Origin of the sequence: Streptomyces sp. NPDC004658 (assembly GCF_040609555.1) — a bacterium.
In the GTDB taxonomy this organism is placed as follows: domain Bacteria; phylum Actinomycetota; class Actinomycetes; order Streptomycetales; family Streptomycetaceae; genus Streptomyces.
Map to the genome: position 1 here is coordinate 26,244 of NZ_JBEXKG010000044.1, position 26,952 is coordinate 53,195.

General features: G+C 72.9%; 21 protein-coding genes. 12 read left to right on the forward strand and 9 right to left on the reverse strand.

The window, feature by feature from the left end; genetic code table 11:
- Positions 1-41: 41 nt before the first annotated feature.
- From ABZV94_RS17705 to lgt, 6 genes are all read left to right on the forward strand, one after another.
- Positions 42-473 carry a DUF2752 domain-containing protein gene (locus ABZV94_RS17705; RefSeq protein ID WP_356341262.1) on the forward strand — a complete coding sequence of 144 codons (432 nt, stop codon included), beginning with the start codon at positions 42-44 and terminating at the stop codon, positions 471-473.
- A 134-nt stretch (positions 474-607) separates the two neighbouring features.
- Positions 608-1,417: an indole-3-glycerol phosphate synthase TrpC gene (gene trpC / locus ABZV94_RS17710; RefSeq protein ID WP_356341263.1), complete on the forward strand. Its 810-nt coding sequence runs from the start codon at positions 608-610 to the stop codon at positions 1,415-1,417.
- 296 nt (positions 1,418-1,713) lie between these two features.
- A complete protein-coding gene (gene trpB / locus ABZV94_RS17715; protein ID WP_356341264.1) occupies positions 1,714-2,997 on the forward strand; it encodes a tryptophan synthase subunit beta in 1,284 nt (427 codons plus the stop codon).
- Positions 2,994-3,812, forward strand: a complete 819-nt coding sequence (gene trpA, locus ABZV94_RS17720; protein WP_356341265.1) for a tryptophan synthase subunit alpha — start codon at positions 2,994-2,996, stop codon at positions 3,810-3,812. Before trpB ends, trpA begins: the two co-directional genes overlap by 4 nt.
- 111 nt (positions 3,813-3,923) lie before the next feature.
- A complete protein-coding gene (locus ABZV94_RS17725) occupies positions 3,924-4,697 on the forward strand; it encodes a thioredoxin domain-containing protein (protein ID WP_356341266.1) in 774 nt (257 codons plus the stop codon).
- A gap of 82 nt (positions 4,698-4,779) precedes the next feature.
- Positions 4,780-5,727 (forward strand): prolipoprotein diacylglyceryl transferase, encoded by a 948-nt coding sequence (gene lgt, locus ABZV94_RS17730; RefSeq protein WP_356341267.1) that lies wholly within the window; start codon positions 4,780-4,782, stop codon positions 5,725-5,727.
- A 102-nt stretch (positions 5,728-5,829) separates the two neighbouring features.
- Here the strand turns inward: lgt and ABZV94_RS17735 are convergent, their stop codons facing one another.
- From ABZV94_RS17735 to ABZV94_RS17765, 7 genes are read right to left on the reverse strand one after another with little or no spacing between them, the layout of a single operon-like run.
- Positions 5,830-6,642, reverse strand: a complete 813-nt coding sequence (locus ABZV94_RS17735) for a CoA ester lyase (RefSeq protein ID WP_356341268.1) — start codon at positions 6,640-6,642, stop codon at positions 5,830-5,832.
- Positions 6,639-7,871: a CoA transferase gene (locus ABZV94_RS17740; protein WP_356341269.1), complete on the reverse strand. Its 1,233-nt coding sequence runs from the start codon at positions 7,869-7,871 to the stop codon at positions 6,639-6,641. The genes ABZV94_RS17735 and ABZV94_RS17740 overlap by 4 nt, the downstream gene beginning before the upstream one ends.
- Positions 7,868-8,761: a ribokinase gene (rbsK, locus tag ABZV94_RS17745; RefSeq protein WP_356341270.1), complete on the reverse strand. Its 894-nt coding sequence runs from the start codon at positions 8,759-8,761 to the stop codon at positions 7,868-7,870. Before rbsK ends, ABZV94_RS17740 begins: the two co-directional genes overlap by 4 nt.
- Positions 8,758-10,119, reverse strand: coding sequence for an ADP-ribosylglycohydrolase family protein (locus ABZV94_RS17750; protein ID WP_356341271.1), 1,362 nt, complete (start codon positions 10,117-10,119; stop codon positions 8,758-8,760). The genes rbsK and ABZV94_RS17750 overlap by 4 nt, the downstream gene beginning before the upstream one ends.
- Positions 10,107-11,291 (reverse strand): ADP-ribosylglycohydrolase family protein, encoded by a 1,185-nt coding sequence (locus ABZV94_RS17755; protein ID WP_356341272.1) that lies wholly within the window; start codon positions 11,289-11,291, stop codon positions 10,107-10,109. Before ABZV94_RS17755 ends, ABZV94_RS17750 begins: the two co-directional genes overlap by 13 nt.
- An 8-nt stretch (positions 11,292-11,299) precedes the next feature.
- Positions 11,300-12,418: an ADP-ribosylglycohydrolase family protein gene (locus ABZV94_RS17760; RefSeq protein ID WP_356341273.1), complete on the reverse strand. Its 1,119-nt coding sequence runs from the start codon at positions 12,416-12,418 to the stop codon at positions 11,300-11,302.
- Positions 12,415-13,794: an ADP-ribosylglycohydrolase family protein gene (locus ABZV94_RS17765; protein WP_356341274.1), complete on the reverse strand. Its 1,380-nt coding sequence runs from the start codon at positions 13,792-13,794 to the stop codon at positions 12,415-12,417. Before ABZV94_RS17765 ends, ABZV94_RS17760 begins: the two co-directional genes overlap by 4 nt.
- A 264-nt stretch (positions 13,795-14,058) precedes the next feature.
- Between ABZV94_RS17765 and ABZV94_RS17770 the strand changes: the two genes are divergently transcribed.
- From ABZV94_RS17770 to ABZV94_RS17785, 4 genes are all read left to right on the forward strand, one after another.
- Complete coding sequence (locus tag ABZV94_RS17770) at positions 14,059-14,790, forward strand: VIT1/CCC1 transporter family protein (protein ID WP_356341275.1); 732 nt, start codon at positions 14,059-14,061, stop codon at positions 14,788-14,790.
- 478 nt (positions 14,791-15,268) lie between these two features.
- Positions 15,269-19,870, forward strand: a complete 4,602-nt coding sequence (gene gltB, locus ABZV94_RS17775; protein WP_356341276.1) for a glutamate synthase large subunit — start codon at positions 15,269-15,271, stop codon at positions 19,868-19,870.
- A complete protein-coding gene (locus ABZV94_RS17780) occupies positions 19,863-21,326 on the forward strand; it encodes a glutamate synthase subunit beta (protein WP_356341277.1) in 1,464 nt (487 codons plus the stop codon). Before gltB ends, ABZV94_RS17780 begins: the two co-directional genes overlap by 8 nt.
- A gap of 164 nt (positions 21,327-21,490) precedes the next feature.
- Positions 21,491-22,252: a VWA domain-containing protein gene (locus ABZV94_RS17785; RefSeq protein ID WP_356341278.1), complete on the forward strand. Its 762-nt coding sequence runs from the start codon at positions 21,491-21,493 to the stop codon at positions 22,250-22,252.
- On the opposite strand, the gene ABZV94_RS17790 is transcribed toward ABZV94_RS17785, so the two are convergent.
- Both ABZV94_RS17790 and ABZV94_RS17795 read right to left on the reverse strand, forming a co-directional pair.
- Positions 22,249-22,452, reverse strand: coding sequence for a hypothetical protein (locus ABZV94_RS17790; protein ID WP_356341279.1), 204 nt, complete (start codon positions 22,450-22,452; stop codon positions 22,249-22,251). The genes ABZV94_RS17785 and ABZV94_RS17790 overlap by 4 nt on opposite strands.
- 73 nt (positions 22,453-22,525) lie before the next feature.
- Positions 22,526-23,407, reverse strand: coding sequence for a hypothetical protein (locus tag ABZV94_RS17795; protein ID WP_356341280.1), 882 nt, complete (start codon positions 23,405-23,407; stop codon positions 22,526-22,528).
- A 468-nt stretch (positions 23,408-23,875) separates the two neighbouring features.
- Here ABZV94_RS17795 and ABZV94_RS17800 point away from each other — a divergent pair, with 468 nt between their 5' ends.
- Positions 23,876-24,226, forward strand: coding sequence for a chorismate mutase (locus ABZV94_RS17800; protein ID WP_356341281.1), 351 nt, complete (start codon positions 23,876-23,878; stop codon positions 24,224-24,226).
- 127 nt (positions 24,227-24,353) lie between these two features.
- The gene (gene pepN / locus ABZV94_RS17805; RefSeq protein WP_356341282.1) at positions 24,354-26,846 is read left to right on the forward strand and encodes an aminopeptidase N; all 2,493 of its coding nucleotides are present in this window, start codon (positions 24,354-24,356) and stop codon (positions 26,844-26,846) included.
- Positions 26,847-26,952 lie beyond the last annotated feature (106 nt).

Genomic DNA, 26,952 nt, shown 5'->3' on the forward strand with positions numbered 1-26,952 from the left:
CGGGTGAGGCGGGTCCGTGACCGGCGGGGCAGAATGCCCGCGTGAACGTCCACAGCCGACCGGTCGCCGCCCTCGTCCCCGTCTGGCGGCGGATCGCCGTGCCGGTGGCCCTGCTGGCGGCCGTGGCCGGGGCCTTCGCGTACGTGGGGGCCGTGGACCCGAACGAACCCGGGCACTACCCCGTGTGCCCGCTGTACCGGCTCACCGGGCTGTACTGCCCGGGCTGCGGAGGGCTGCGGAGCGCGCACGCCTTCGTGCACGGCGATCTGCTCGGGGCGCTGCGTGACAACGCGCTCGGCGTGCTGGCCTACCTGGGCTTCGGCGTGCTGTGGACCGTCTGGGTGGCCCGCGCGGCGCGCGGCCGGCCGGTGCGGTTCGGGCTCGGCACGGCACAGCTGTGGGCCCTCGGCGCACTGCTGCTGGTGTTCACCCTCGTCCGGAACCTGCCCTTCGGCGGCTGGCTCCATCCTTGATCGAACAGCGAATGTCCAGGTAGTGGGACCGCCCTCGACCGGATGCGAGGCCTCGGCGCTCCTGCGGATACCATCGGTTTGACCACGGGTTTTCAGAACCTGAAGGAACCACCGTCTGGAAGGGGGCCGCTCGCGTGAGTGTGCTCGACGAGATCATCGACGGAGTCCGTGCCGACCTCGCGGAGCGGCAGGCACGCGTCACCCTCGACGAGCTCAAGGAGCGCGCGGCCAAGGCCCACGCCGCCAAGGACGGGGTGGCCGCGCTCAAGGGCGACGGCGTCAAGGTGATCTGCGAGGTGAAGCGCTCCAGCCCCTCCAAGGGCGCGCTGGCCGCGATCGCCGACCCCGCCGGACTCGCCGCGGACTACGAGGCGGGCGGCGCGGCCGTCATCTCCGTCCTCACCGAACAGCGCCGCTTCGGCGGCTCGCTCGCCGACCTGGAGGCGGTGCGCGCGCGGGTCGACATCCCGGTGCTGCGCAAGGACTTCATCGTCACCTCGTACCAGCTCTGGGAGGCCCGGGCGTACGGCGCCGACCTCGCGCTGCTGATCGTGGCCGCCCTGGACCAGCCGGCCCTGGAGTCGCTGATCGAGCGGGCGGTGTCCATCGGCCTGACCCCCCTCGTCGAGGTCCACGACGAGGACGAGGTCGAGCGGGCGGTGGACGCGGGTGCCAAGGTCATCGGCGTCAACGCCCGCAACCTGAAGACGCTGGAGGTGGACCGCGGCACGTTCGAGCGGGTCGCCCCGGAGATCCCGGACAGCATCGTGAAGGTCGCCGAGTCCGGCGTCCGCGGCCCGCACGACCTGATCGCGTACGCCAACGCCGGCGCCGACGCGGTGCTGGTCGGCGAGTCCCTGGTGACCGGCCGCGACCCGAAGGCGGCGGTGGCCGACCTGGTGGCGGCGGGCGAACACCCGGCACTTCGGCACGGGCGCGGCTGATCCCCGCTAGGCTTGGTGGCGATGACTCTCACCGTGACGACTGTGGACCGGCACGCGCGCCTGGCGCGCGGCTGCCGCCCGAGGGGCTGCCGCGCCCCCGCCCGGCGTGTCCACGGTCGCAGGGTGCGGTACGTCATCGGTGACGAGCCGGGACAGGTGAACGGACGTCGATGGCAGCGCGCCCCAGAGGGGCGCGGGGAACTGCGCGACCAGCCCCACACGGTCTGAGGTCGTACGACAAGCTCCGCCCCCACGGCGATTAGTGTCTTTCCACAATCTCACCGTGAGGTTTCCGCATGCCCAGCGAGTTCTTCGTCCCTGACCCCACCGGCCAGGTGCCCAGCGCCGAGGGCTACTTCGGCGCGTTCGGCGGCAAGTTCATCCCGGAGGCCCTCGTCGCCGCCGTGGACGAGGTCGCCGTCGAGTACGACAAGGCCAAGAGCGACCCCGAGTTCGCCCGTGAGCTCGACGACCTGCTCGTCCACTACACCGGCCGCCCGTCGGCGCTCACCGAGGTGCCCCGCTTCGCCGAACACGCCGGTGGCGCCCGTGTGTTCCTCAAGCGCGAGGACCTCAACCACACCGGCTCCCACAAGATCAACAACGTGCTCGGCCAGGCCCTGCTCACCAAGCGCATGGGCAAGACCCGGGTCATCGCCGAGACCGGCGCCGGCCAGCACGGTGTCGCGACGGCCACCGCCTGCGCGCTGTTCGGCCTCGACTGCACCATCTACATGGGCGAGGTCGACACCAAGCGCCAGGCCCTCAACGTGGCCCGCATGCGCATGCTCGGCGCCGAGGTCGTCGCCGTGAAGTCCGGTAGCCGCACCCTGAAGGACGCCATCAACGAGGCGTTCCGGGACTGGGTCGCCAACGTCGACCACACCCACTACCTCTTCGGCACGGTCGCCGGCCCGCACCCCTTCCCGGCCATGGTCCGCGACTTCCACCGGGTGATCGGCGTGGAGGCCCGCCGCCAGCTCCTGGAGCGCGCCGGCCGCCTCCCCGACGCGGCCGTCGCCTGCGTCGGCGGCGGCTCCAACGCCATCGGCCTCTTCCACGCCTTCATCCCCGACGAGGGCGTCCGCCTCATCGGCTGCGAGCCCGCCGGCCACGGCATCGAGACCGGCGAGCACGCGGCCACCCTCACCGCAGGCGAGCCCGGCATCCTGCACGGCTCCCGGTCCTACGTCCTCCAGGACGACGAGGGTCAGATCACCGAGCCCTACTCGATCTCCGCCGGACTGGACTACCCGGGCATCGGCCCGGAGCACTCCTACCTGAAGGACTCCGGCCGCGGCGAGTACCGCGCGATCACCGACGACGCCGCCATGCAGGCCCTGCGCCTGCTGTCGCGCACCGAGGGCATCATCCCGGCCATCGAGAGCGCCCACGCGCTGGCCGGCGCCCTGGACGTCGGCAGGGAGCTCGGCAAGGACGGCCTGATCGTCGTCAACCTGTCCGGCCGCGGCGACAAGGACATGGACACCGCCGCCCGCTACTTCGGCCTCTACGACACCGACGCCGAGGTGGCCGCCAACGAAGCCGACACCGCCGAGATCGAGGGGGACGCCAAGTGAGCGGGAACGTGCAGCTGCTGAGCGACACCCTCGCCGCCGCCAGGGCCGAGGGCCGCTCCGCGCTCATCGCCTACCTCCCGGCCGGCTTCCCGACCGTGGACGGCGGCATCGAGGCGGTCAAGGCCGTCTTCGACGGCGGCGCCGACGTCGTCGAGGTCGGACTGCCGCACAGCGACCCGGTGCTCGACGGCCCGGTCATCCAGACCGCCGACGACATCGCCCTGCGCGGCGGTGTGAAGATCGCCGACGTGATGCGCACGGTCCGGGAGGCCCACGAGGCCACCGGGAAGCCGGTGCTCGTCATGACGTACTGGAACCCCATCGACCGCTACGGCGTGGAGCGGTTCACCGCCGAGCTGGCCGAGGCGGGCGGCGCGGGCTGCATCCTGCCCGACCTGCCCGTGCAGGAGTCGGCGCTGTGGCGGGAACACGCCGAGAAGCACGGGCTGGCCACGGTCTTCGTCGTGGCGCCGAGCAGCAAGGACGAACGGCTCGCCCAGATCACCGCGGCGGGCAGCGGCTTCGTCTACGCGGCCTCCCTCATGGGCGTCACCGGCACCCGCGAGTCCGTCGGCGCGCAGGCCCAGGACCTGGTCCGGCGCACCCGCGCCACCGGCACCGAGCTGCCCGTCTGCGTCGGGCTGGGCGTCTCCAACCCGGCCCAGGCCGCCGAGGTCGCCGGCTTCGCCGACGGCGTGATCGTCGGCTCGGCGTTCGTGAAGCGGATGCTGGACGCCCCCGACCACGCCTCCGGCATCGCGGCGGTCCGCGAACTGGCCGGTGAGCTGGCGAAAGGCGTGCGCGGACAGGCGTGACGGACCGGCGTGACCGCCGGCGGAACTCCCGTGCCGGATGACTCGGTCACTCGAACGGGTGGACCTCGGGCCGGGGAGGCGCGCTGCGCCTCCCCGGTTCGTTCTGGGGGTGTGAGCGAGAAGAACCGTGACGGAAAGCGCACCGCCCGGGAACGGCTGGCGGTCGAGCGCGAGAAGCAGAAGGCCGCGGAGAAGCGACGGCGCACGCTGATCGTGGGCGCGAGCGTCGTCTGCGTCCTGGGGCTGGCGGCGGTGATCGGCGTGCTCGCCGCGAACGCCGGCAAGCACAAGGGCGGCAGCGCGGGCCCGGCCGTGGCACCGTCGGGCGCGCAGGGCAAGGACGGCCTCGCCATCCCGGTCGGCAAGGACGGCGCCAAGTCGACGCTCACCGTCTGGGAGGACTTCCGCTGCCCGGCCTGCCAGGCCTTCGAGGCGGCGTACCGGCCCACCCTCCACGAACTGACCGACGCCGGCAAGCTCAGAATCGAGTACCACCTCGTCCGGCTGATCGACGGCAACCTCGGCGGAACCGGCTCGCTGCGCGCCGCCAACGCCGCGGCCTGCGCCCAGGACGCGGGGAAGTTCCGCGACTACCACGACGTGCTGTACGCGAACCAGCCCAAGGAGACCGACGACGCCTTCGCGGACAACGGCAAGCTGATCGAGCTGGCCGGCAAGGTCAAGGGCCTGGACACGCCCGCCTTCCGCACGTGCGTCCGGAACGGCACGCACGACAGCTGGGTGGACAGGTCCAACCAGGCCTTCCGGTCCGGCGGCTTCACCGGTACGCCCACGGTGCTGCTCGGCGGCAAGAACATCTACCAGGACCAGACGATGACCCCGGCCAAACTCAGGCAACTGGTGGAGGCCGCCGCGCGCGGGTAAGCGTTTCTCACGCCCCCGTTATGGACCCGTAGCCGGGCTGCTTGCCGTCCCCACGGCCCGGCACGGTAGCGTCGGACATGCCATGAACCTTGCCTACATCCCCAGCCCGTCGCACGCGGTATGGCACCTCGGCCCCATCCCGCTGCGCGGCTACGCCTTCTGCATCATCATCGGCGTCTTCGTTGCCGTCTGGTTCGGCAACAAGCGCTGGATCGCCCGCGGAGGGCAGTCCGGCACGGTCGCCGACATCGCCGTCTGGGCCGTGCCGTTCGGCCTGGTCGGCGGCCGGCTCTACCACGTCATCACGGACTACGAGCTGTACTTCAGCGAGGGCCGTGACTGGGTGGACGCCTTCAAGGTGTGGGAGGGCGGCCTCGGCATCTGGGGCGCCATCGCGCTCGGTGCGCTCGGCGCGTGGATCGGCGCGCGGCGCCGGGGCATCCCGATGCCCGCGTACGCCGACGCCGTCGCGCCCGGCATCGCGTTCGCGCAGGCCATCGGCCGCTGGGGCAACTGGTTCAACCAGGAGCTGTACGGCCGCGAGACCCACCTGCCCTGGGCGCTGCACATCACCTCCTCCGAGGGCGGCCGGGTCCCGGGGTACTACCACCCGACCTTCCTGTACGAGTCCCTGTGGTGCGTCGGCGTGGGCCTGCTGGTCATCTGGGCGGACCGCCGCTTCAAGCTGGGGCATGGCCGGGCGTTCGCCCTGTACGTCGCCGCGTACTGCGTGGGCCGGGGCTGGATCGAGTACATGCGGGTGGACGACGCCCACCACATCCTGGGCCTCCGCCTGAACGACTGGACCGCGCTGCTCGTCTTCCTGCTGGCGGTGACGTACATCGTGGTGTCGTCGAAGAAGCGGCCGGGACGGGAGGCCGTGGTCGAGCCCGGGTTCTCCGACGGTCCGGCCGAGGACACGGACGCCAAGGGCGCGGACGCCAAGGACACGGACGCCAAGGACACGGACGGCGACGCCGACGCGGGCGCCGAGGGCGAGGAGAAGGCGGCACCGGCCGAGAAGAGCTGACCGTCCCCCGTACGACACGAGGCACACACCGAGGGCGCCCGGAGTTCTTCCGGGCGCCCTCGGTGTGTGCGGGCCGATGCCCTCGGTGGGGCCACTCGGCTCCTACGTCCTGCGCGACAGCGACAGCGTCCGCCGCGCCATCGCCACGACCGCCGCGTCGATGAAGCGGCCGTCGGGGAGGGCCTGGGCGCCCCCGTTCGCCGAGGCCGCCTTGATGACCGTCTCCGCGTGTTCGATCTCCGCCTCCGTGGGCAGGTAGGCCCGCTCGATGACCGGCAGCTGGCGGGGGTGGATCGCGGCGCGGCCCAGGAACCCCAGAGCGCGGCCGTGGGCGCAGGAGGCGGCCAGGCCGTCGAGGTCACGGATGTCCGGATAGACGGTCTGGGACGGCGGGGCGAGGCCTGCGGCGCGGGCGGCGACGATCACCCGGGAACGCGGCCAGTCCAGGCCCGCGTCGGCCCGTACCCCCAGGTCGGCGCGGAGGTCGGCCTCGCCCAGGGCGATGCCCCGCAGGCCCGGATGGGCGGTGGCGATGGCGTAGGCGTACTCGATGCCGAGGGCCGACTCCAGGAGCGCGTACAGGGGCACTGGCACGGCCACGGCGACCTGCCGTACCTCGCCCGGGGCCGTCACCTTCGGCAGCCGCACCCCGGACAGGCCCGGCAGGCCGGCCAGGGCGTGCAGGTCGGCGCCGGCCCAGGGGCTGTCCAGGGCGTTGACGCGCACGTGCACCGGGACCGGCTGCGCCTGCGACAGCAGGTCCGCGGTGGCCGCGCGGGCGTACTCCTTGCGGTCCGGGGCGACGGCGTCCTCCAGGTCGATCACCACCACGTCGGCGCCCGCCACCAGGGCCTTGGCCACGACGTGCGGGCGGTCGCCGGGGACGTAGAGCCAGGTGAGCGGGAAGCGGGTCACAGGGCGCCCCCCGCGCGCAGCGCCGCGATGTCGGCCGGGGTGAGGCCGAGTTCGGTGAGCACGGCGTCGGTGTCGGCGCCGTGCGGGCGGCCGGCCCAGTGGATCGCGCCAGGTGTGGCGGAGAGCCGGAAGAGGACGTTCTGCATGCGCAGCGGGCCCAGCTCGGGGTCGTCGACGGTGGTGACCGTGTCCAGGGCCCGGTACTGGGGGTCCGCCAGGACGTCCCGGACGTCCTGCACGGGGGCCACCGCGGCCTCCGCCTCCTCGAAGGCCGCCAGCACCTCGGCGCGGGTGCGGCCGGCGATCCAGGAGCCGACCGCCTCGTCCAGCACGTCGGCGTGGGCGGCCCGGTCGGCGCCGGTGGCGAACCACGGCTCCTCGATCAGCTCCGGGCGGCCCACCAGCCGTAGCACCCGTTCGGCGACCGACTGGGCGGAGGTGGAGACGGCGACCCAGGTGCCGTCGGCGGTGCGGTAGGTGTTGCGCGGGGCGTTGTTCGCGGAGCGGTTGCCGGTGCGTTCCTGGACGTAGCCGAGCTGGTCGTACCAGGTGGCATGGGGTCCGAGGACCGACAGGATCGGCTCGATGATCGCCATGTCGACCGTCTGTCCCACGCCGGTGCGCTCGCGCGCGGCCAGCGCCGTCAGCACGGCGTAGGCGGTCGCCAGGCCCGCGATCGAGTCCGCGAGACCGAAGGGCGGCAGCGTCGGGGGCGCGCCCGGTTCGCCGGTGACCGCGGCGAAGCCGCTCATCGCCTCGGCGAGGGTACCGAAGCCGGGGCGGTGCGCGTAGGGGCCGAACTGGCCGAACGCGGTGACCCGGGCGAGGACCAGCCGGGGGTTGACCGCGGACAGCTCGGGCCAGCCGAGGTCCCATTTCTCCAGGGTTCCGGGGCGGAAGTTCTCGATCACCACGTCGGCGGTGGCGGCGAGCCGCAGCAGGGTGGCCCGGCCCCCGGGGGCGGACAGGTCGAGGGTGATGGCCCGCTTGTTGCGGCCGAGCACCTTCCACCACAGGCCGACGCCGTCCTTGGCCGGGCCGTGGCCCCGGGACGGGTCGGGCCGCCGGGGATGCTCCACCTTGATCACCTCGGCGCCGAAGTCACCGAGCAGCGTCGCGGCCATCGGCCCGGCGAACAGGGTGGCGAGGTCCAGCACCCGCAGGCCGTCCAGGGCCGGGGACGTGCCGGCCGTCGCAGCCTCCGCACGTGTCGTGCTCGTCGTGTTCATGCGCTGTACTGGGCCTCGATCTCCGGGCGGTACGGCATCGACGCCGACGCGCCTTCCCGCTGGACGGAGATCGCCGCCGCGGCCGCCGCCCAGGACAGGGCCTCCCGTACGGGTTTCTCCTCGGCGAGGGCCACCGCGAGCGTGCCGACGAACGTGTCGCCCGCGCCCGTGGAGTCCACGGCCCGCACGCGGGGTGCGGGGACGACGAGCGGTTCGGCGCCCCGGGTCAGGTACAGGCAGCCCGTGGCGCCCAGGGTGACCACGACCTCCGGCACCAGGTCCAGCAGGGCGGCCGCCGCCTCGCGCGGGTCGGGGCGGCCGGTGAGGGTGACCGCCTCGTACTCGTTCGGCACCAACAGGTCGATGGCGGCCAGGAGCGCGGGCGGCAGCGGCTGGACCGGCGAGGGGGTGAGGACCGTGCGGACGCCGTGCCGGTGGGCCGCCTCCGCTCCGGCGACGACCGCCGCCAGCGGGATCTCCAGTTGCAGCAGCAGGGCGTCGGCGGTGGCGATCACCCCCTCGTCGCCGGGCGAGAGGTGGTCGACCGTGCCGTTCGCGCCGGGGATGACGACGATCGCGTTGCCGCCCTCGTCGTCCACCACGATGTGCGCGGTGCCGGACGGGCCCTCGACCGTGCGCAGGAAGTCCGTGTCCACACCGGAGTGTTCGAGGGTGTCGCGCAGCCGCGCGCCGAAGGCGTCGTTGCCGACGGCCCCGATCATCGAGACGGTGGCGCCGGCGCGGGCCGCGGCGATCGCCTGGTTGGCGCCCTTGCCGCCGGGGATCGTACGGAACTCCCGCCCGGTCACTGTCTCCCCGCGCTGCGGGGCCCTGTCGACATAGGTGACGAGGTCCATGTTCGTGCTGCCGAGGACGGCGATGTGGGTCATGGTCGGGTCGCCTCCAGGTGGGTGAGGTGGGCGAGGGTGTCGAAGCCGGCGCCGTCGAAGTCCGCGACGCTGGTGGCGAGCCGGTTCTTCAGCGGGGCCCGCCACCGCTCGGGGAGCGCGCCGGGGGAGCCGGCGAGGAGGCCGGCGATGCTTCCGGCGGTGGCGCCGTTGGAGTCGGTGTCCCAGCCACCCGAGACGGCACGGCAGACGGAGCCGGTGAAGTCGCCGTCGGCGTGGGTGAGCGCGGCGACGGTCAGGGCGGTGTTGGGGAGGGCGTGGACCCAGTGGTGGGTGGGGCCGTAGACGGCGTGGAGTTCGTCCACGACGTCGTCGAAGTCGCCCGTGGTGGTGGCCAGTCGGACGGCGTGGTCGAGCGCCTTGGCCAGGCGGGAGCGGGCCGGTACCACCGCGCGGCCGGAGCGCAGGCAGGCGTGGACGTCGTGGGTGCCGGCGGCGGCCGTCGCGATGGTGGCGGCCGTGAACATCGCCGCGTAGACGCCGTTGGCGGTGTGGGTGAGGACCGCGTCGCGGTGGGCCTGCTCGGCGGCGGCCGCCGGGTCGCCGGGGTTGCTCCAGCCGTGCATGTCCGCGCGGATCAGCGCGCCGATCCACTCGCGGAACGGGTTGCGGTGGCGGGCCGTGTGCGGGGGTTCGATGCCGGCGAGGAGGTTGCGGTGGGCGACGCGCTCGGCGGTGAACGTGCGGCCGGGCGGGAGCTCTTCGAGCCACAGCCGGGCCACGTCGTCGGTGGTGAAGTCCCTCCCGTGCCGCTGGAGCAGGAGGAGGTTGAGGAGGGGGTAGTTCAGGTCGTCGTCCTCGGGCATGCCGTCGATGTTCTCGGCGAGCGAGGTGGCGGCCGAGCGGCGGTTCCACGGGTGGGCTGCCAGCAGGTCGTCGGGAACTCCCCTGGCGGTGAAGTAGGTGCCGAGGGGCCAGTTCCCGGTCGCCCGGGCGAGGGCGCGGATGCCGTCGAGCGGGAGTTTCTCGACCGGTTTGCCGAGGAGGCAGCCGATGGCCCGGCCGAGCCAGGCGGCCTCCAGCGCGCGGGGGTCCGGTGCGGTGGCGGACCGTGCGGCGGGCCAGTCGGGGCACTGGGACCTGATGCGGGCCAGGTCCGTCGGCTCGTCGTCGGCGAAGCGGCTGGGCAGATCGGCGAGTTCGTCCAGCAGGTCCTCCGCCAGCAGGCGCAGATAGCGGGACGCCCGGTGCGGCGAGGCACCCGCGCGCTCCGGGGCGTCCGGGCCGCCCGCCGCACGCCAGCGGGCCTCGACCGCCTTCGGCTCGCGCCCGTCCAGGCGGGCCTGGCGCAGTTCGTGGCCCAGCAGGTCCTCCGGCTGGACCCAGGTCAGTCGCAGCACGGCCGGCCTCCGAGCGCGGTGAACGCCTCCTCGTGGGCGCGCCGGCGGCGGACGTCCCGGTCGAAGATCTCGCGCGCGACCTCGGTGAGCGTCCGGGCCGGCGCCCACAGATCCAGGCGGCTGGCGTCGGCGACGGTCTTCGCCCACTCCACCGGGGCGGGCGAACCGAGCGCGCCCGCGAGGGCTCCGGCCATCGTCGCGATCGAGTCGCAGTCACGGCCGTAGTTGACCGAGCCGAGCACGGCCTGCCGGTAGTCGCCGCCCGAGACGACCAGCATGCCCAGCGCGACGGGGAGTTCCTCGATGGAGTGCAGCCGGGAGGGGCGGCGGGCGGCGAGGGAGGGGGCGCGGTAGTTCGGGCCGACGGTGTCGTACGGCGCCACCGCCGCGCGCAGCGGACCGAGCGCCGACTCGAAGTCCCGGTGTCCGGCGGCGACTTCGCAGACCTTCTCGATCGCCGTACGGGTGCCGTCCTTGGCCAGGGACAGACAGGCGTCCACCACCGAGTCCGGGGTCGCGCCGGGGGCGGTCGCGGCGGCCACCGCCGCGGCGAACACCCCGGCCGCCTCACGGCCGTACGACGACTGGTGCGCGCCCGCGACGTCCAGCGCCTCGGCGTAGGCGCCGGCCGGGTTGGCCGCGTTGACCAGGCCGACCGGGGCCATGTACATCGCGGCGCCGCAGTTGACGATGTTGCCGGTGCCCGCTTCCCGGGGGTCGGCGTGACCGTAGGCCAGCCGGGCCACCAGCCACTTCTCGGCGAGGAAGAGGCGGTGCAGCGGCAACGCCTCGGCCTCCAGTTCGGGGATCCAGCGGGGGGTGGTCATCAGGTCCGGGACCAGATGGTCGGCGATCGCGTACGCGTCCAGGTGGTCGCGGACGCGGTCGTAGACGCGGATCAGCGCGTGCGTCATCAGGGTGTCGTCGGTGACGTGGCCGTCGCCCTTGTGGTACGGCGCGATGGGGCGGGCGGTGCGCCAGGCGTCACCGTGCCACGGGCCGACGATGCCGCGCACACGGCCGCCGTGCCGCTCGGCGATCTGGTCGGGGGAGTAGCCCTCCACCGGGCCGCCGAGGGCGTCACCGACGGCGGCTCCCACCAGGGCGGCGGTGACGCGGTCGGCGAGACCGCCGGCACCCGGACCCGTGCATTGTTCTTCTTTGGGCGTCATGCCCCGAATCATCCTCCTGGGCGGGCCGGTTGTGCGGCTTCCAGGAGTCCGGCGAGTTCCACCAGGTCGGTGCCGGTAAGGCGGGGCAGGGTGCAGCCCGGCAGGATGCGGCAGGCGTCCCGCCAGCTTCCCGGGATGGCCGCGCCGCCGCCCAGGGCGCCGGTGAGCGCGCCGGCGAGGGCGGGGGCGGAGTCGGCGACCCGGGACAGGCAGGCGGCGGCCGGTACGGCCTCGGCGATCCGGCCGCGGGCGGCGGTGGCGAGGGCCAGGGCGACGGGGACGGTCTCGGCGGCGGCGATGCCGTAGCTGTAGACGTGGTCGACGATCTGGTGCTCCAGGAGGGGGACGAGGGCGAAGGCCGACTCGCTGTCCTCGGCCAGGGCGAGGGCGTGGCGGGCGTTGCGGCCGATCTCGGTGTCCGCCGGGAGTTCGGCGAGCGCGGCGGACACACAGGTGTCGGTGTCCGCGTCGGCGAGGGCGAGGGAGAGGGCCGACGCCATGGCCCGCGCGCCGTGCACGCCGTCGCCGTCCTGGGTGTAGCGGGCGTCGAACTCGGCGAGCGCCGCGGCCTGTTGCGGGTCGCCGGGGTGGGCCACGGCGAGGACGCAGGCGCGGACGCAGGCCGCGTCGTCGAAGTAGTGCGGGTTGTCGTGGCCGGTGGCGGGCGGGCGCAGGCCGGCGGCGAGGTTGCCGAGGCCGGCGCGGACGGAGATGCGGGCGCGCAGCGGCAGTACGGCGGACTCGATCTCCGGCGCGCGGTCCGCGGCGGCGGCCACCTCGGAGGCCACGGCGGTCCAGGTCAGGTCGATGGCGGCGCGCATACGGCGGGCTCGGCTCAGGTCGCCGAGGACGTCGTCGTCGCCGGCGCGCAGAACGGCCTCCGCGGCGAACGCCGCCCACTCCGCGTCGTCGGAGGGGCCGAGGCGAAGCGGCCCGGGGGGCTGGTTGAGGGCGATCGGCACCGGGAGGGTGGTGGTGGCGTTCTGCTCGGCGAACGTGTCCAGTTCCCGGGTGAGGCGGCGGGTCCACTCGGGCATGCGGACGGCGCGGTGCCGGGCGGCGGGCCAGCCGGCGGCGTCTCCCGCGGCCAGGCCGAGGAGGAGGCCCTCGATACGGCGCGCTGTCATGACCGGCCCTCACCGTCCGGTTGCCCGGCGAGGGGGCTGCGCTGAAGTCCGGCCGGCCGTGGGGGTGGCTGCACCACACACTCGCCTGCCGCCCGCTCCCCCTCCGCGACGGCCGCCGGCAGGACCGTGGCCAGTGCCGGCGCCGTGTGCGCCGCGATCACCTCCCGCTTCCGTGCCGCCCCTGTTTCCGATGCCGGCGCCGTGTGCGCCGCGATCGCCTCCCGCTTCCCCGCCACCCCTGTTTCCGATGCCGGCGCCGTGTGCGCCACGATCACCTCCCGCTTCCCCGCCACCCCTGTTTCCGATGCCGGCGCCGTGTGCGCCGCGATCACCTCCCGCTTCCCCGCCACCCCGGCCGCCGTCCCTCCGGTGCCGGCTTCCGCCGCCGTCACCAGGAGTTCCGCGATCTCCAGGACGTGGTGGCCGGCGATGGACGGCAGGCAGCGGCCGCGGGCCGGGCCGATGGCGGTGGCCCAGGCCGGCGGGATGGCCGAGAGGCCCTGGGTGGCGCCGGAGAGGGCGCCCGCCACCGCCGCCGTCGTGTCCGCGTCGCGGCCCATGTTGACGGCCGTGAGGACCGCCTCCCGGAAATCGCCGTCGGCCGCCGCGTACGCGCCGAAGGCGAGGGCGACCGCTTCCGGGGCCAGGTCGGTCCAGGGATAGCCGCCGATGACGACGGCGGAGCGGACCGCGCGTTCGCCGCGGTGCGCGACCGCCACCGCGCGCCGCAGGGAGCGGGCCGTCCAGGAGTCGTCCGGGATCACCGCGAGGGCGGCGGCGATCACCACGGGGACCGCCGCGCCGGTCATCGCCGCGGCCACGCCCGCCGCGACCGCCTGGCCGCCGTAGATGCCCTCGCCCTCGTGGCTGACCGAGCCGTCGACGGCCACCAGGCGGGCCGCTTCGGTGGGGCGCCCGGCGGCGAACACCCCGAAGGGCGCCGCCCGCATCGCCAGCCCGTCGCTCCAGGCGTGCCGGTGCTGGGCCGAGATGGGGGCGGCGAGGCCGCGGCGGAGGTTCTCCAGCGTGCCGCGCTCGCTGAAGCCCGCACCGCGGAAGGGCCCCTCGGCCCGGTCGGCGATCCATTCGTGCCAGGCCGCCTCGACATGCTCCGGTGTGAGCGCGGCGCCGTGCCGGGCCAGCAGCAGTCCGGAGAAGATCGCGTACTCGGTGTCGTCCGTGCCGTACGGCTGCTCGCTGACGTACCCGGTGATCCGGCCCCAGCGGGCGCGGATCTCGGAGGGTCTGAGGTTCTCCGCCGGTGCCCCGAGGGCGTCCCCGACGGCCAGGCCGAGCAGCGCACCGCGGGCCCGTTCGCGCAGGCCGGTGGCGTCACCGGGCGCCGGGGCCGGGGCGGTGCAGGCGATCGATGCCATGGTCGGCCTCCTTCGGCGGGTCGCACGGGGACCCTTGGCGGATGTGTCCCACGGCAGGGGGCCGCGTGAGCCTCGGGGGGTGCCCCTGTCACCCGGTCGGCAACTGAGCTGGCATTCGCACGTATGAGCGCTCACGGGAGAAAGTGCAGGTTAGCTCAGCCTTTCCTTGCTGGCGCGGACGGAAGGATGGGCGTAAGTTCTGTGTTGTCGAAAAGTAGAACTCGTCCAAAGTTAGCTTTGGCTTAGCTTCCCTGGGGGGCCCGGATGGCCATCATCGAAACCGAGGCCGCGCTGCACGAGGCGCACCGAGACAACCACACGCACCGCGACGTGAACGGCGGGTGGCTGCGCCCCGCCGTCTTCGGTGCCATGGACGGTCTCGTCTCCAACCTCGCCCTGATGACGGGCGTGGCCGGCGGGTCCGTGAGCCACCAGACCATCGTCATCACCGGTCTGGCGGGGCTCGCCGCCGGCGCCTTCTCCATGGCGGCCGGCGAGTACACCTCCGTCGCCTCCCAGCGGGAGCTCGTCGAGGCGGAACTCGACGTCGAGCGCCGTGAGCTGCGCAGGCACCCGCAGGACGAGGAGGACGAGCTGGCGGCCCTGTACGTGGCCCGCGGGGTCGAGCCGGGGCTGGCCCGGCAGGTCGCCCGGCAGCTGTCCAAGGACCCGGAGCAGGCCCTGGAGATCCACGCCCGTGAGGAGCTGGGCATCGACCCGGGGGACCTGCCCTCGCCGCTGGTCGCCGCGGTCTCGTCCTTCGGCTCGTTCGCCCTCGGCGCCCTGCTGCCCCTGCTGCCGTACCTGCTCGGTGCGACCGCGCTGTGGCCCGCCGTCCTGCTGGCTCTCGCCGGCCTCTTCGGGTGCGGTGCCGTCGTGGCCAAGGTGACCGCGCGCAGCTGGTGGTTCAGTGGTCTGCGGCAGCTCGCGCTCGGTGGTGCGGCGGCCGGTGTGACGTACGCCCTGGGCAGCCTGTTCGGAACGGCCGTAGGATAGCTCGACCGGTACCTATGCGATGGGCCGCATAAGTACCCGTTACTCGCTGGTTTCGAGTGCGTGACCACCGGGCATGAGCCGTAAGCGCTGCGGGCAATGACGCCTGCCGCACCCCCGTGGGGTGGGCGATGACGCTCGCCCCCACCCCCCTCAGGGCCGCCGGACGCCGATCCGACCGATCGTGTCCGCAACGGTCCCCCCGCATCCGTCGGCCGCCACCCCGCGGCCCCCGCCGTCACCGCACGGCACCGCCGTCCTCACACGGCACCGCGCCGTCACCGCACGGCACCCGCCGCGTCCGCGCGGCACCTCCGCCGCGACCGCGGCGTCCGCATGCTGGAACGGTGTTTCCGGTTCCCGAGAACCGCTCCATCATGTAACCTGCACGAAATTTTGATCTCATCGCAGATCTCACGCAGAGGGCCAACGTCGTCCCTCGGCACCTGCCACATGCCACATGACGACGACGGGAGAGCCGATGCGTACGCCGCGCCAGCCGTCCCAGCACTCCGCGAATGGCCAGAACTGGTCGTTCATGGATGCTCGCCCTGCTGCGCAGGGTATGTACGACCCCCGCAACGAACACGACGCGTGCGGCGTCGGTTTCGTCGCCACCCTCACCGGCGAGGCGTCCCACACCCTGGTCGAGCAGGCCCTCACCGTCCTGCGCAACCTGGAGCACCGGGGTGCCACCGGCTCCGAGCCCGACTCCGGCGACGGCGCGGGCATCCTCTCGCAGGTGCCGGACGCCTTCCTCCGCGAAGTGGCCGGTTTCGACCTTCCCGCAGCCGGCTCCTATGCCGTAGGCATCGCCTTCCTGCCGGGGGACGGGACCGAGGACGCCGTCTCGCACATCGAGACGATCGCCGACGACGAGGGCCTCACCGTCCTCGGCTGGCGTGAGGTCCCGGTCGCCCCGGAGCTGCTCGGCTCCACCGCCCGCTCCACCATGCCGGTCTTCCGCCAGATCTTCGTCACCGACGGCGGCGCCAGCGAGGGCATCGCGCTGGACCGCAAGGCCTTCGTGCTGCGCAAGCGCGCCGAGCGCGAGGCCGGGGTCTACTTCCCGTCCCTGTCCGCCCGGACGATCGTCTACAAGGGCATGCTGACCACCGGCCAGCTGGAGCCCTTCTTCCCGGACCTGTCCGACCGCCGCTTCGCCTCCGCGATCGCGCTCGTGCACTCCCGGTTCTCCACGAACACCTTCCCGTCGTGGCCGCTCGCGCACCCGTACCGCTTCGTCGCGCACAACGGTGAGATCAACACCGTCAAGGGCAACCGCAACTGGATGGTCGCCCGCGAGTCGCAGCTGGTGTCGGACCTGTTCGGTTCCGACGACAAGGCCATCGAGCGGATCTTCCCGGTCTGTACGCCGGACGCCTCCGACTCCGCCTCCTTCGACGAGGTCCTGGAGCTGCTGCACCTGGGCGGCCGTTCGCTGCCGCACTCCGTGCTGATGATGATCCCCGAGGCGTGGGAGAACCACGACTCCATGGACCCGGCCCGGCGCGCCTTCTACCAGTTCCACTCCACGATGATGGAGCCCTGGGACGGCCCGGCCTGCGTCACCTTCACCGACGGCACCCAGGTCGGCGCCGTGCTCGACCGCAACGGCCTGCGCCCCGGCCGCTACTGGGTCACCGACGACGGCCTCGTCGTCCTCGGCTCCGAGGTCGGCGTCCTCGACATCGACCAGGCCAAGGTCGTCCGCAAGGGCCGCCTCCAGCCCGGCAAGATGTTCCTCGTCGACACCGCCGAGCACCGCATCATCGAGGACGACGAGATCAAGGCGTCCCTCGCCGCGGAGAAGCCGTACGCCGAGTGGCTGGAGGCCGGCGAGATCGAGCTGGGCGACCTGCCCGAGCGCGAGCACATCGTCCACACCCACGCCTCGGTCACCCGCCGCCAGCAGACCTTCGGCTACACCGAGGAGGAGCTGCGCGTCATCCTCGCCCCGATGGCCCGCACCGGCGCCGAGCCGATCGGCTCCATGGGCACGGACTCGCCGATCGCGGCCCTGTCCGAGCGCCCGCGGCTGCTCTTCGACTACTTCACCCAGCTGTTCGCGCAGGTCACCAACCCGCCGCTGGACGCGATCCGCGAGGAACTGGTCACCTCCCTGCGCTCGTCGCTGGGCCCGCAGGGCAACCTGCTGGAGCCGACCGCCGCCTCCTGCCGCTCCGTCGTGCTGCCCTTCCCGGTCATCGACAACGACGAGCTGGCCAAGCTCATCCACATCAACGCCGACGGCGACATGCCCGGCTTCAAGGCCGCCACGCTGTCCGGCCTGTACCGGGTCTCCGGCGGCGGTGAGGCCCTCGCCGCCCGCATCGAGGAGATCTGCGCCGAGGCCGACGCGGCGATCGAGAACGGCGCCCGCCTGATCGTCCTGTCCGACCGGCACTCCGACGCCGAGCACGCGCCGATCCCGTCACTGCTGCTCACCGCGGCCGTCCACCACCACCTCATCCGCACCAAGCAGCGCACCCAGGTGGGCCTGCTGGTCGAGGCCGGCGACGTCCGCGAGGTCCACCACGTCGCCCTGCTCATCGGCTACGGCGCCGCCGCCGTCAACCCGTACCTGGCGATGGAGTCGGTGGAGGACCTGCTGCGCGCGGGCACCTTCATCAACGGCATCGAGCCCGAGCAGGCCATCCGCAACCTGATCTACGCCCTCGGCAAGGGCGTCCTGAAGGTCATGTCCAAGATGGGCATCTCCACCGTCGCCTCCTACCGCGGCGCCCAGGTCTTCGAGGCCGTCGGCCTGGACGAGGCCTTCGTGGAGAAGTACTTCAACGGCACCGCCACCAAGATCGGCGGCGTCGGCATCGACGTCATCGCCCAGGAGGTCGCCGCCCGCCACGCCAAGGCCTACCCGGCCTCCGGCATCGCCCCCGCGCACCGCGCGCTGGAGATCGGCGGCGAGTACCAGTGGCGCCGCGAGGGCGAGCCGCACCTGTTCGACCCGGAGACGGTCTTCCGCCTGCAGCACTCCACGCGCACCGGCCGGTACGACATCTTCAAGAAGTACACCGAGCGGGTGAACGAGCAGTCCGAGCGCCTGATGACGCTGCGCGGCCTGTTCGGCTTCAGGTCCGACCGGCAGCCGATCCCGGTCGAGGAGGTCGAGCCGGTCTCCGAGATCGTCAAGCGGTTCTCGACGGGCGCCATGTCGTACGGCTCCATCTCCAAGGAGGCGCACGAGACCCTCGCCATCGCCATGAACCAGCTGGGCGGCAAGTCCAACACCGGTGAGGGCGGCGAGGACCCGGAGCGCCTGTACGACCCCGCGCGCCGCTCGGCGATCAAGCAGGTCGCGTCCGGCCGCTTCGGCGTGACCTCCGAGTACCTGGTCAACGCGGACGACATCCAGATCAAGATGGCCCAGGGCGCCAAGCCCGGCGAGGGCGGCCAGCTGCCCGGCCACAAGGTCTACCCGTGGGTCGCCAAGACGCGTCACTCGACGCCGGGCGTCGGCCTGATCTCGCCGCCGCCGCACCACGACATCTACTCCATCGAGGACCTGGCCCAGCTGATCCACGACCTGAAGAACGCGAACCCGCAGGCGCGGATCCACGTGAAGCTGGTCTCCGAGGTCGGCGTCGGCACGGTCGCGGCCGGTGTGTCCAAGGCGCACGCGGACGTCGTGCTCATCTCCGGCCACGACGGCGGTACGGGCGCCTCCCCGCTGACGTCCCTCAAGCACGCGGGCGGCCCCTGGGAGCTGGGCCTCGCCGAGACCCAGCAGACCCTGCTGCTCAACGGCCTGCGCGACCGCATCGTCGTCCAGACCGACGGCCAGCTGAAGACCGGCCGTGACGTGGTCATCGCCGCGCTGCTCGGCGCCGAGGAGTTCGGTTTCGCGACCGCTCCGCTCGTCGTCTCCGGCTGCGTGATGATGCGCGTCTGCCACCTGGACACCTGCCCGGTCGGCATCGCCACCCAGAACCCGACCCTGCGCGACCGCTTCGCCGGCAAGGCCGAGTACGTCGTGAACTTCTTCCAGTTCATCGCCGAGGAGGTCCGCGAGCTCCTCGCCGAGCTGGGCTTCCGCTCCATCGAGGAGGCCGTCGGCCACGCCGAGGTGCTGGACGTCGAGCGCGCGGTCGACCACTGGAAGGCGCAGGGCCTGGACCTGGAGCCGCTGTTCCACGTGCCGGACCTGCCCGAGGGTGCCGTCCGCCACCAGCTGGTCGCCCAGGACCACGGCCTGGAGAAGGCCCTGGACAACGAGCTGATCAAGCTCGCCGCCGACGCGCTGGCCGCTTCGGACGCCACCGAGGCACAGCCGGTGCGCGCCCAGGTCGCCATCCGCAACATCAACCGCACGGTCGGCACCATGCTCGGTCACGAGGTGACGAAGAAGTTCGGCGGCGCGGGCCTGCCCGACGACACCATCGACATCACCTTCACCGGCTCGGCCGGCCAGTCCTTCGGCGCGTTCCTGCCGCGCGGTGTCACCCTCCGCCTGGAGGGCGACGCCAACGACTACGTCGGCAAGGGCCTCTCCGGGGGCCGGATCATCGTCCGCCCGGACCGGGCGGCCGACCACCTCGCCGAGTACTCGACCATCGCGGGCAACACCATCGCCTACGGCGCCACCGGCGGCGAGCTGTTCCTGCGCGGCCGTACCGGTGAGCGGTTCTGCGTCCGCAACTCCGGGGCGCTGGTCGTCTCCGAGGGCGTGGGCGACCACGGCTGCGAGTACATGACCGGCGGTCACGCCGTCGTCCTCGGCCCGACCGGCCGCAACTTCGCGGCGGGCATGTCCGGCGGTATCGCCTACGTCATCGACCTCGACCGCGACAACGTCAACGCCGGCAACGTCGAGTCCGTCGAGGCGCTGGACGAGGCGGACAAGCAGTGGCTGCACGACGTGGTGCGCCGCCACGCCGAGGAGACCGGCTCGACGGTCGCCGAGAAGCTGCTCGCCGACTGGGACACGGCCGTGGAGCGCTTCAGCAAGATCATCCCCAGCACGTACAAGGCAGTGCTCGCCGCCAAGGACGCCGCCGAGCGAGCCGGTCTCCCCGAGACCGAGATCACCGAGAAGATGATGGAGGCGGCGATCAATGGCTGACCCCAAGGGCTTCCTGAACCACGGCCGTGAGGTCGCCAAGACCCGCCCCGTCGACGAGCGGGTCAAGGACTGGAACGAGGTCTACGTCCCCGGCTCCCTGCTGCCGATCATCAGCAAGCAGGCCAGCCGCTGCATGGACTGCGGCATCCCGTTCTGCCACAACGGCTGTCCGCTCGGGAACCTGATCCCCGAGTGGAACGACTACGCCTACCGCGAGGACTGGGCCGCCGCCCAGGAACGGCTGCACGCGACCAACAACTTCCCGGAGTTCACCGGTCGCCTCTGCCCGGCCCCCTGCGAGTCGGCGTGCGTGCTGGGCATCAACCAGCCGCCGGTCACCATCAAGAACGTCGAGGTCTCGATCATCGACAAGGCGTGGGAGACCGGGGACGTCGCCCCGCAGATCCCCGAGCGCCTGTCCGGCAAGACGGTCGCGGTCGTCGGCTCCGGCCCGGCGGGTCTCGCCGCCGCCCAGCAGCTGACCCGGGCCGGTCACACGGTCGCCGTCTACGAGCGCGCGGACCGCGTCGGAGGCCTCCTCCGGTACGGCATCCCCGAGTTCAAGATGGAGAAGCGGCACATCAACCGCCGTATCGAGCAGATGCGCGCGGAGGGCACCCGCTTCCGCACCGGCATCGAGATCGGCCGCGACATGAAGGCGACCGACCTGAAGAAGCGGTACGACGCCGTGGTCCTGGCCGTCGGTGCCACGACCGCCCGTGACCTGCCGGTGCCCGGCCGCGAGCTCAAGGGCATCTACCAGGCCATGGAGTACCTGCCGCTCGCCAACAAGGTCCAGGAGGGTGACTACGTCACCGCCCCGATCTCGGCCGAGGGCAAGCACGTCGTCGTCATCGGCGGCGGTGACACCGGCGCGGACTGCGTGGGCACCGCCCACCGGCAGGGCGCCGCCTCCGTCACCCAGCTGGAGATCATGCCCCGCCCGAGCGACGAGCGGCACCCGGTCAACCAGCCCTGGCCGACCTTCCCGATGCTCTACAAGGTCACCTCGGCCCACGAGGAGGGCGGCGAGCGGGTCTACTCCGTCTCCACCACCCACTTCGAGGGCGACGAGGACGGCAACGTGCAGTGGCTGCACCTCACCGAGGTGGAGTTCATCGACGGCAGGCTGACCCCGAAGCCGGGCACCGAGCGCAAGATCCCGGCCCAGCTGGTCACCCTCGCCATGGGCTTCACCGGCACCGACCGGGAGAACGGCCTGGTGGAGCAGTTCGGCCTGGAGCTCGACGAACGCGGTAACATCGCCCGCGACGCCGACTTCCAGACCAACGTGCCGGGTGTGTTCGTCGCCGGTGACGCCGGCCGCGGCCAGTCCCTCATCGTGTGGGCGATCGCGGAGGGCCGCTCGGCCGCCCGCGGGGTCGACCGCTTCCTGACCGGAGCCAGCGACCTGCCGGCCCCGATCCGCCCGACGGACCGCGCCCTGGCGGTCTGACGCGCGCACGACGGACCCCAGGTCCCGCACTGACGTCCCGTACAAAGGCGTACGGAACATGAACGGCGCCTGCCCGCCTGTCCCCGACCGGACGACTGGGCAGGCGTCGTCGCATGTCCGCGCACGGGTACGCTCGGGCGCCGGAACAGCCCAGGGGGAAGAGCATGGCCGCGATCAGTCTGCGCAAGGTGGAGGAGACCGCGCCCGCGCTGGCCGGCGCGTACCGGTCGGCGGGGGTGTCCCTGCGCAAGCACGGCCTGGACGGGCTGCGGGCGGCCGTCTACCTCGTCGTCGACCACTCGGGTTCGATGCGGCCGTACTACCGGGACGGCAGCGTGCAGGCGCTCGCCGACCGGGTGCTGGGCCTGTCCGCGCACCTGGACGACGACGGCCGGGTCCCCGTCGTGTTCTTCTCCACGGACGTCGACGCGGTCACCGACATCGCCCTCGCCGGACACGAGGGCCGCATCGAGAGGATCGTGGCCGGGCTCGGCCACATGGGCAGGACCAGCTACCACCTGGCGATGGACGCCGTCATCGACCACTACCTGGACAGCGGCGCCACCGCCCCCGCCCTCGTCGTCTTCCAGACCGACGGCGGACCGATCAACAAGCTCGCCGCCGAACGCCACCTCTGCAAGGCGGCGCGGCTCCCGCTGTTCTGGCAGTTCGTCGGCTTCGGCGACCCGGAGAGCCGGCAGTTCGAGTTCCTGCGCAAGCTGGACGAACTGGCGGTGCCAGGCAAACGGATCGTGGACAACGCCGGCTTCTTCCACGCCGGCCAGGACCCGCGCCGCGTCTCCGACGCCGAGCTGTACGACCGTCTCGTCGGCGAGTTCCCCAGGTGGCTCACGGCCGCACGCGCGGCGGGCGTCGTACCGCCGGACCGGGACCCGACCCCGCGCGAACCCGCCGGCATCCCCTAGAGCCCGTCCGCGAGCACCAGCTCCCGGCACTCCTGCAGCGCCGTCCGGGCCGTCCGGTACGCCGCCTCGCACGCCGTGAGCTTGGCGGCGGCCACCTCCGCCGGGCACAGGGACACCGCCGCGCCGGTGGTCGTGGAGGCGTTCGTGGTGTGCGGGGCGCTGTGTGCGGCGCTGCCGCGGCGGGCGGTGTCGGAACACACCGGCTGACACCCCGACTCGGCGAAGGACAGCTGCCTTGGACCCCGCCCCCGCACTCCGCCCCCGCCGGCCGAGCTACGTGTCGCACTCCAGCACCGTCCGGCACAGCCCGCACCGCGCCCGTACCCGCCCCCGCACCGGCACCCTGATCCGCTGGTGGCAGGTCGGGCACGGGAAGGTCACCCCGAGGTGGCCGCCGCTGTCCGGGGTGAAGGAGTACGGGGCGGTCGGCGGGGCGCCGGAGGCGTGCCGGCGATCGTGGGCGTAGCGGCGGCGGCCCGCCCAGCCGGCCCCGGTCAGCGGCGGCTGCTGCTCGTCCTGGCGGGCCCGGGCCATCCCCTTGACGTAGGCGGTGTAGGCCTGCGGGCTGGTGAACCACACCGACGGGTCCTCGTGGAAGAGCAGGGCCCGCTTGGCCAGCACGTAACCGAACTCCTCCGGGGTGAGATAGCCGAGTTTCTGCGACGAGACCCCGTCCTCCCGGTAGGCGTCCAGCAGCAGCCAGCCCGCGCCGAGATAGGTCGTCGCCGTGTCCGTCAGGATCTCGTTCTCCGCCGTGGTGGGAAAGGCGAGATCAAGGCGGTGCAGGTAGACGTGCGCCACCTCGTGGGCGAGCGCGGCGCCGATGTCCCTGCGGTGGGTACGGAACCGGTCGTTCAGCTCGACGAAGTACTCCGGACCCGCCGCGAGTTCGACGTTCGCCGCGTGGGTCATCTCCCGGAAGCCGACGATCAGCCGCGCGTCCGGCAGCCGGAAGTGCCGCACGATCTCCCGGGCCACGCGCTGCGCGCCCAGATGGAGGTCGTCGGTGTCGCAGAAGGCCACGTCGGCCGGCACCACGCTGGCCGAGAACGTCTCGATGGTGTCGCGGGACAGGCGCCGGTAGAGCGCGGTGATGGCGGCCCGCACCGTCTCCAGATGCGGGTAGCCGTGCTGGACCGGCCCGCCGTTCGCCACGTCGGCACCCCCTGAAGACGCCGGAACTCCTCTCCACTGTAGGCGGGACGGCGCACGGAAAGGGCCCCGTCGGACGATCGCTCACAGGGCCGGCCGACGGGACGGGGCCGACTGGGCGGTCGGTAGGCGGTCGGCCGGCGGGACGGGTTCGGCTGGGGCGGTCGGCCCGCGCGCCGACCCCCGCCACGACCGAGCTGCCCGCCGCAGCCGCCGCCCGCCGCGCCGGCTACGACGACCCGGCCACGACGACCCCGCCCACCTCTCCCGGCTGCTCACCCTGCGCGCGCTCCTCGCCCCGCCCCGCCCCCGTCCTGTTCCGCGCCCAGCAGGCCCGGACCGTCCGGACCCGGTCCGGGACCGCCCCCCGGCGGATGGAGCGACCGCGTCCCGGCCCCGGCGATCCGCCGGTGATCCACTCCCCGGACACCCCGTAGGGCACGGCCCGTGAAACGCATAGGGTGAGCCCCCATGACCACCAGCAACACCGGCACCGGTGCCGACGACCCCCAGGTCCGCCAGGAACTGGAGCGGCTGCGCGACAGCATCGACAACATCGACGCGGCCGTCGTCCACATGCTCGCCGAGCGCTTCAAGTGCACCCAGCAGGTCGGCCGGCTCAAGGCGCTGCACCAGCTGCCGCCCGCCGACCCCGCCCGCGAGGCCCGGCAGATCGAACGGCTGCGCCGCCTCGCCGAGAACGCCAAGCTCGACCCTGCGTTCGCCGAGAAATTCCTCAACTTCATCATCGCCGAGGTGATCCGGCACCACGAACGCATCGCCGAGGACACCCACAACGGACAGCCGGCGCGCGAGGACTGAGCAAAGCCCCGGCCGGGACACCGGGAGGGGCCGGCCGGGTGAGCGGCCACGGGGGCGCGCAGGGGACAAAAGCCATGTACCGATCCACCCCTGTGCGCTGTCGGCCCCATCAGGCAGCATGGCCTGCATGTCCGTACTCACGCGCGACGAAGCGCAGCTCCGAGCACAGTTCCTCGACGTCCACCGGTACACGGTCGAACTGGACCTCACGACCGGTGGCGAGACCTTCGACTCCCGTACCGCGATCCGGTTCACGGCGCGGTCCGACGGGGACACGTTCGTCGAGCTGAAGCCCGCCGAGCTGCGCAGTGTCACGCTCGACGGACAGCCGCTCGACCCGGAGTCCCTCAGCGACGACCGGCTGCCGCTGAAGAACCTCACCGCCGGCGAGCACGAACTGCGCGTCGACGCCGTCATGCGCTACTCCCGCACCGGCGAGGGCATGCACCGCTTCACCGACCCCAGCGACGGCGAGACGTACGTCTACACGCAGCTGTTCCTGGACGACGTCCAGCGCGTCTTCGCCGCCTTCGACCAGCCCGACCTGAAGGCCGTCTTCGAGGTCTCCGTCAGGGCCCCCGAGGGCTGGAGCGTCCTCGCCAACGGCGTCACCGAGCACCGCGGCGACGGCCTCTGGCAGGCCGCGCCCACCCCGCCGGTCTCCACCTACCTGGTCGCCGTCGCCGCCGGCCCCTGGCACTCGGTGCGCACCGAGCACCGCGGACTGCCCTTCGGCATCCACTGCCGCCGCTCGCTCGCACCCCACCTGGACACCGACGCCGACGAGATCCTCGACATCACGCGCGCGTGCTTCGACCGCTACCACGAGAAGTTCGAGGAGCCCTACCCCTTCGACTCCTACGACCAGGCGTTCGTCCCCGAGTTCAACGCGGGCGCCATGGAGAACCCGGGCCTGGTCACCTTCCGTGACGACTTCGTCTACCGCTCCGCCGTCACCGACACCGAACGGCAGACCCGCGCCATGGTCATCGCGCACGAGATGGCCCACATGTGGTTCGGCGACCTCGTCACCCTCAAGTGGTGGGACGACATCTGGCTGAACGAGTCCTTCGCCGAGTACATGGGCTACCAGACCACCGCCGAGGCCACCCGCTTCACCGACCCCTGGACCGAGTTCGGCGTCACCCGCAAGTCCTGGGGCTACGACGCCGACCAGCGGCCCACCACCCACCCGGTCGCCCCCGAGAACGTCGACGACACGGCCTCCGCCCTGCTCAACTTCGACGGCATCTCCTACGCCAAGGGCGCCTCCGCGCTGCGCCAGCTGGCCGCCTGGCTCGGCGAGAAGGACTTCCTCGCCGGCATCAACACCCACTTCACGCGGCACAAGTTCGGCAACGCCACCCTCGCCGACTTCATCGACTCCCTCGCCTCGGCCACCGACCGCGACGTGCACGCCTGGGCCGACAGCTGGCTGCGCACCACCGGCGTCGACACGCTCACCCCGCGGATCGCCCCCACCGGCGGCACCTGCGCGCTGACCGCCGACCGCGCCGGCAGCCGCCCGCACCGCCTCAGCGCCGGCCTGTACGACCACGACGTCGCCGAGGAGGGCCGGCTGGTACTGCGCGAGCGCATCGGCCTCGACGTCCCGCAGACCGCGCCGCAGCCCATCGGCAAGCGCCCCGCCCTGGTCCTCCTCAACGACGGCGACCTCACCTACGCCAAGATCCGCTTCGACGCCGCCTCCTTCGAGACGCTCCGCACCAGCCTGTCCGGCCTGCCGGACCCGCTCACCCGCGCGGTCGTCTGGAACGCCCTCAGGGACGCCGTCCGCGACGGCGAACTCCCGCCCGCCGCCTACCTGGAGACGGCCCGCGCCCACCTGCCCCGCGAGACCGACCTGGCCGTCGCCCAAGGCGTCCTCGCCTTCGCCGCCGGCCAGCTCGCCGACCAGTACCTGGCACCGGAGGACCGCCCGGCGGCCCTGGCCACCCTCACCTCGCTCTGCCGCGACCTGCTGCGGCGCACCGAGGACGGCGACCACCCCGGCCTGCGGCTGATCGCCGTACGGCACCTGATCGACGTCGCCGCCCACCCGGAGACCATCGCCGCCTGGCTCGCCGACGGCATCGTGCCCGGCGGACCGGAACTCGACCCCGAACTGCGCTGGCGCATCCTCGCCCGGCTCGCCGTGCTCGGCGCCACCGACGAGGACGCCATCGCCGCCGAACTGGCGCGCGACCCGAGCGCCACCGGCCAGGAGGGCGCCGCCCGCTGCCGTGCCGCCCTGCCCGACCCTGAGGCCAAGCGCGCCGCCTGGGAGGCGATGTTCGCCGGCGACGACCTGTCCAACTACCTCTTCACGGCCACCGCCCAGGGCTTCTGGCAGCCCGAACAGGCGGAGCTGGTACGGGAGTACGTGCCGCGCTTCTACGCGGACGCGGCCGCCGTCGCCGCCCGCCGCGGCCCCGCCATCGCCGTCGCCGCCGGCCGCTGGTGCTTCCCGGCCCACGCCGTCGACGCCGAGAACCTCCGCCTCGGCGAGGCCTGCCTGCGCGACGCCGACCTCACCCCGGCCCTGCGCCGCACCCTCGCCGACCGCCTGGACGACCTGTCCCGCGCCCTGAAGGCGCGCGGCGAGGAGCGCGCGGAGTAGGCGAAGCAGGCACCTCCTCGACCTGCTGCTCGACCTGGACTTCCAGGTTGAACAGGTAGCCGACGGACTCCTCCTTGATGCCGTCCATCATCGCGGTGAACATGTC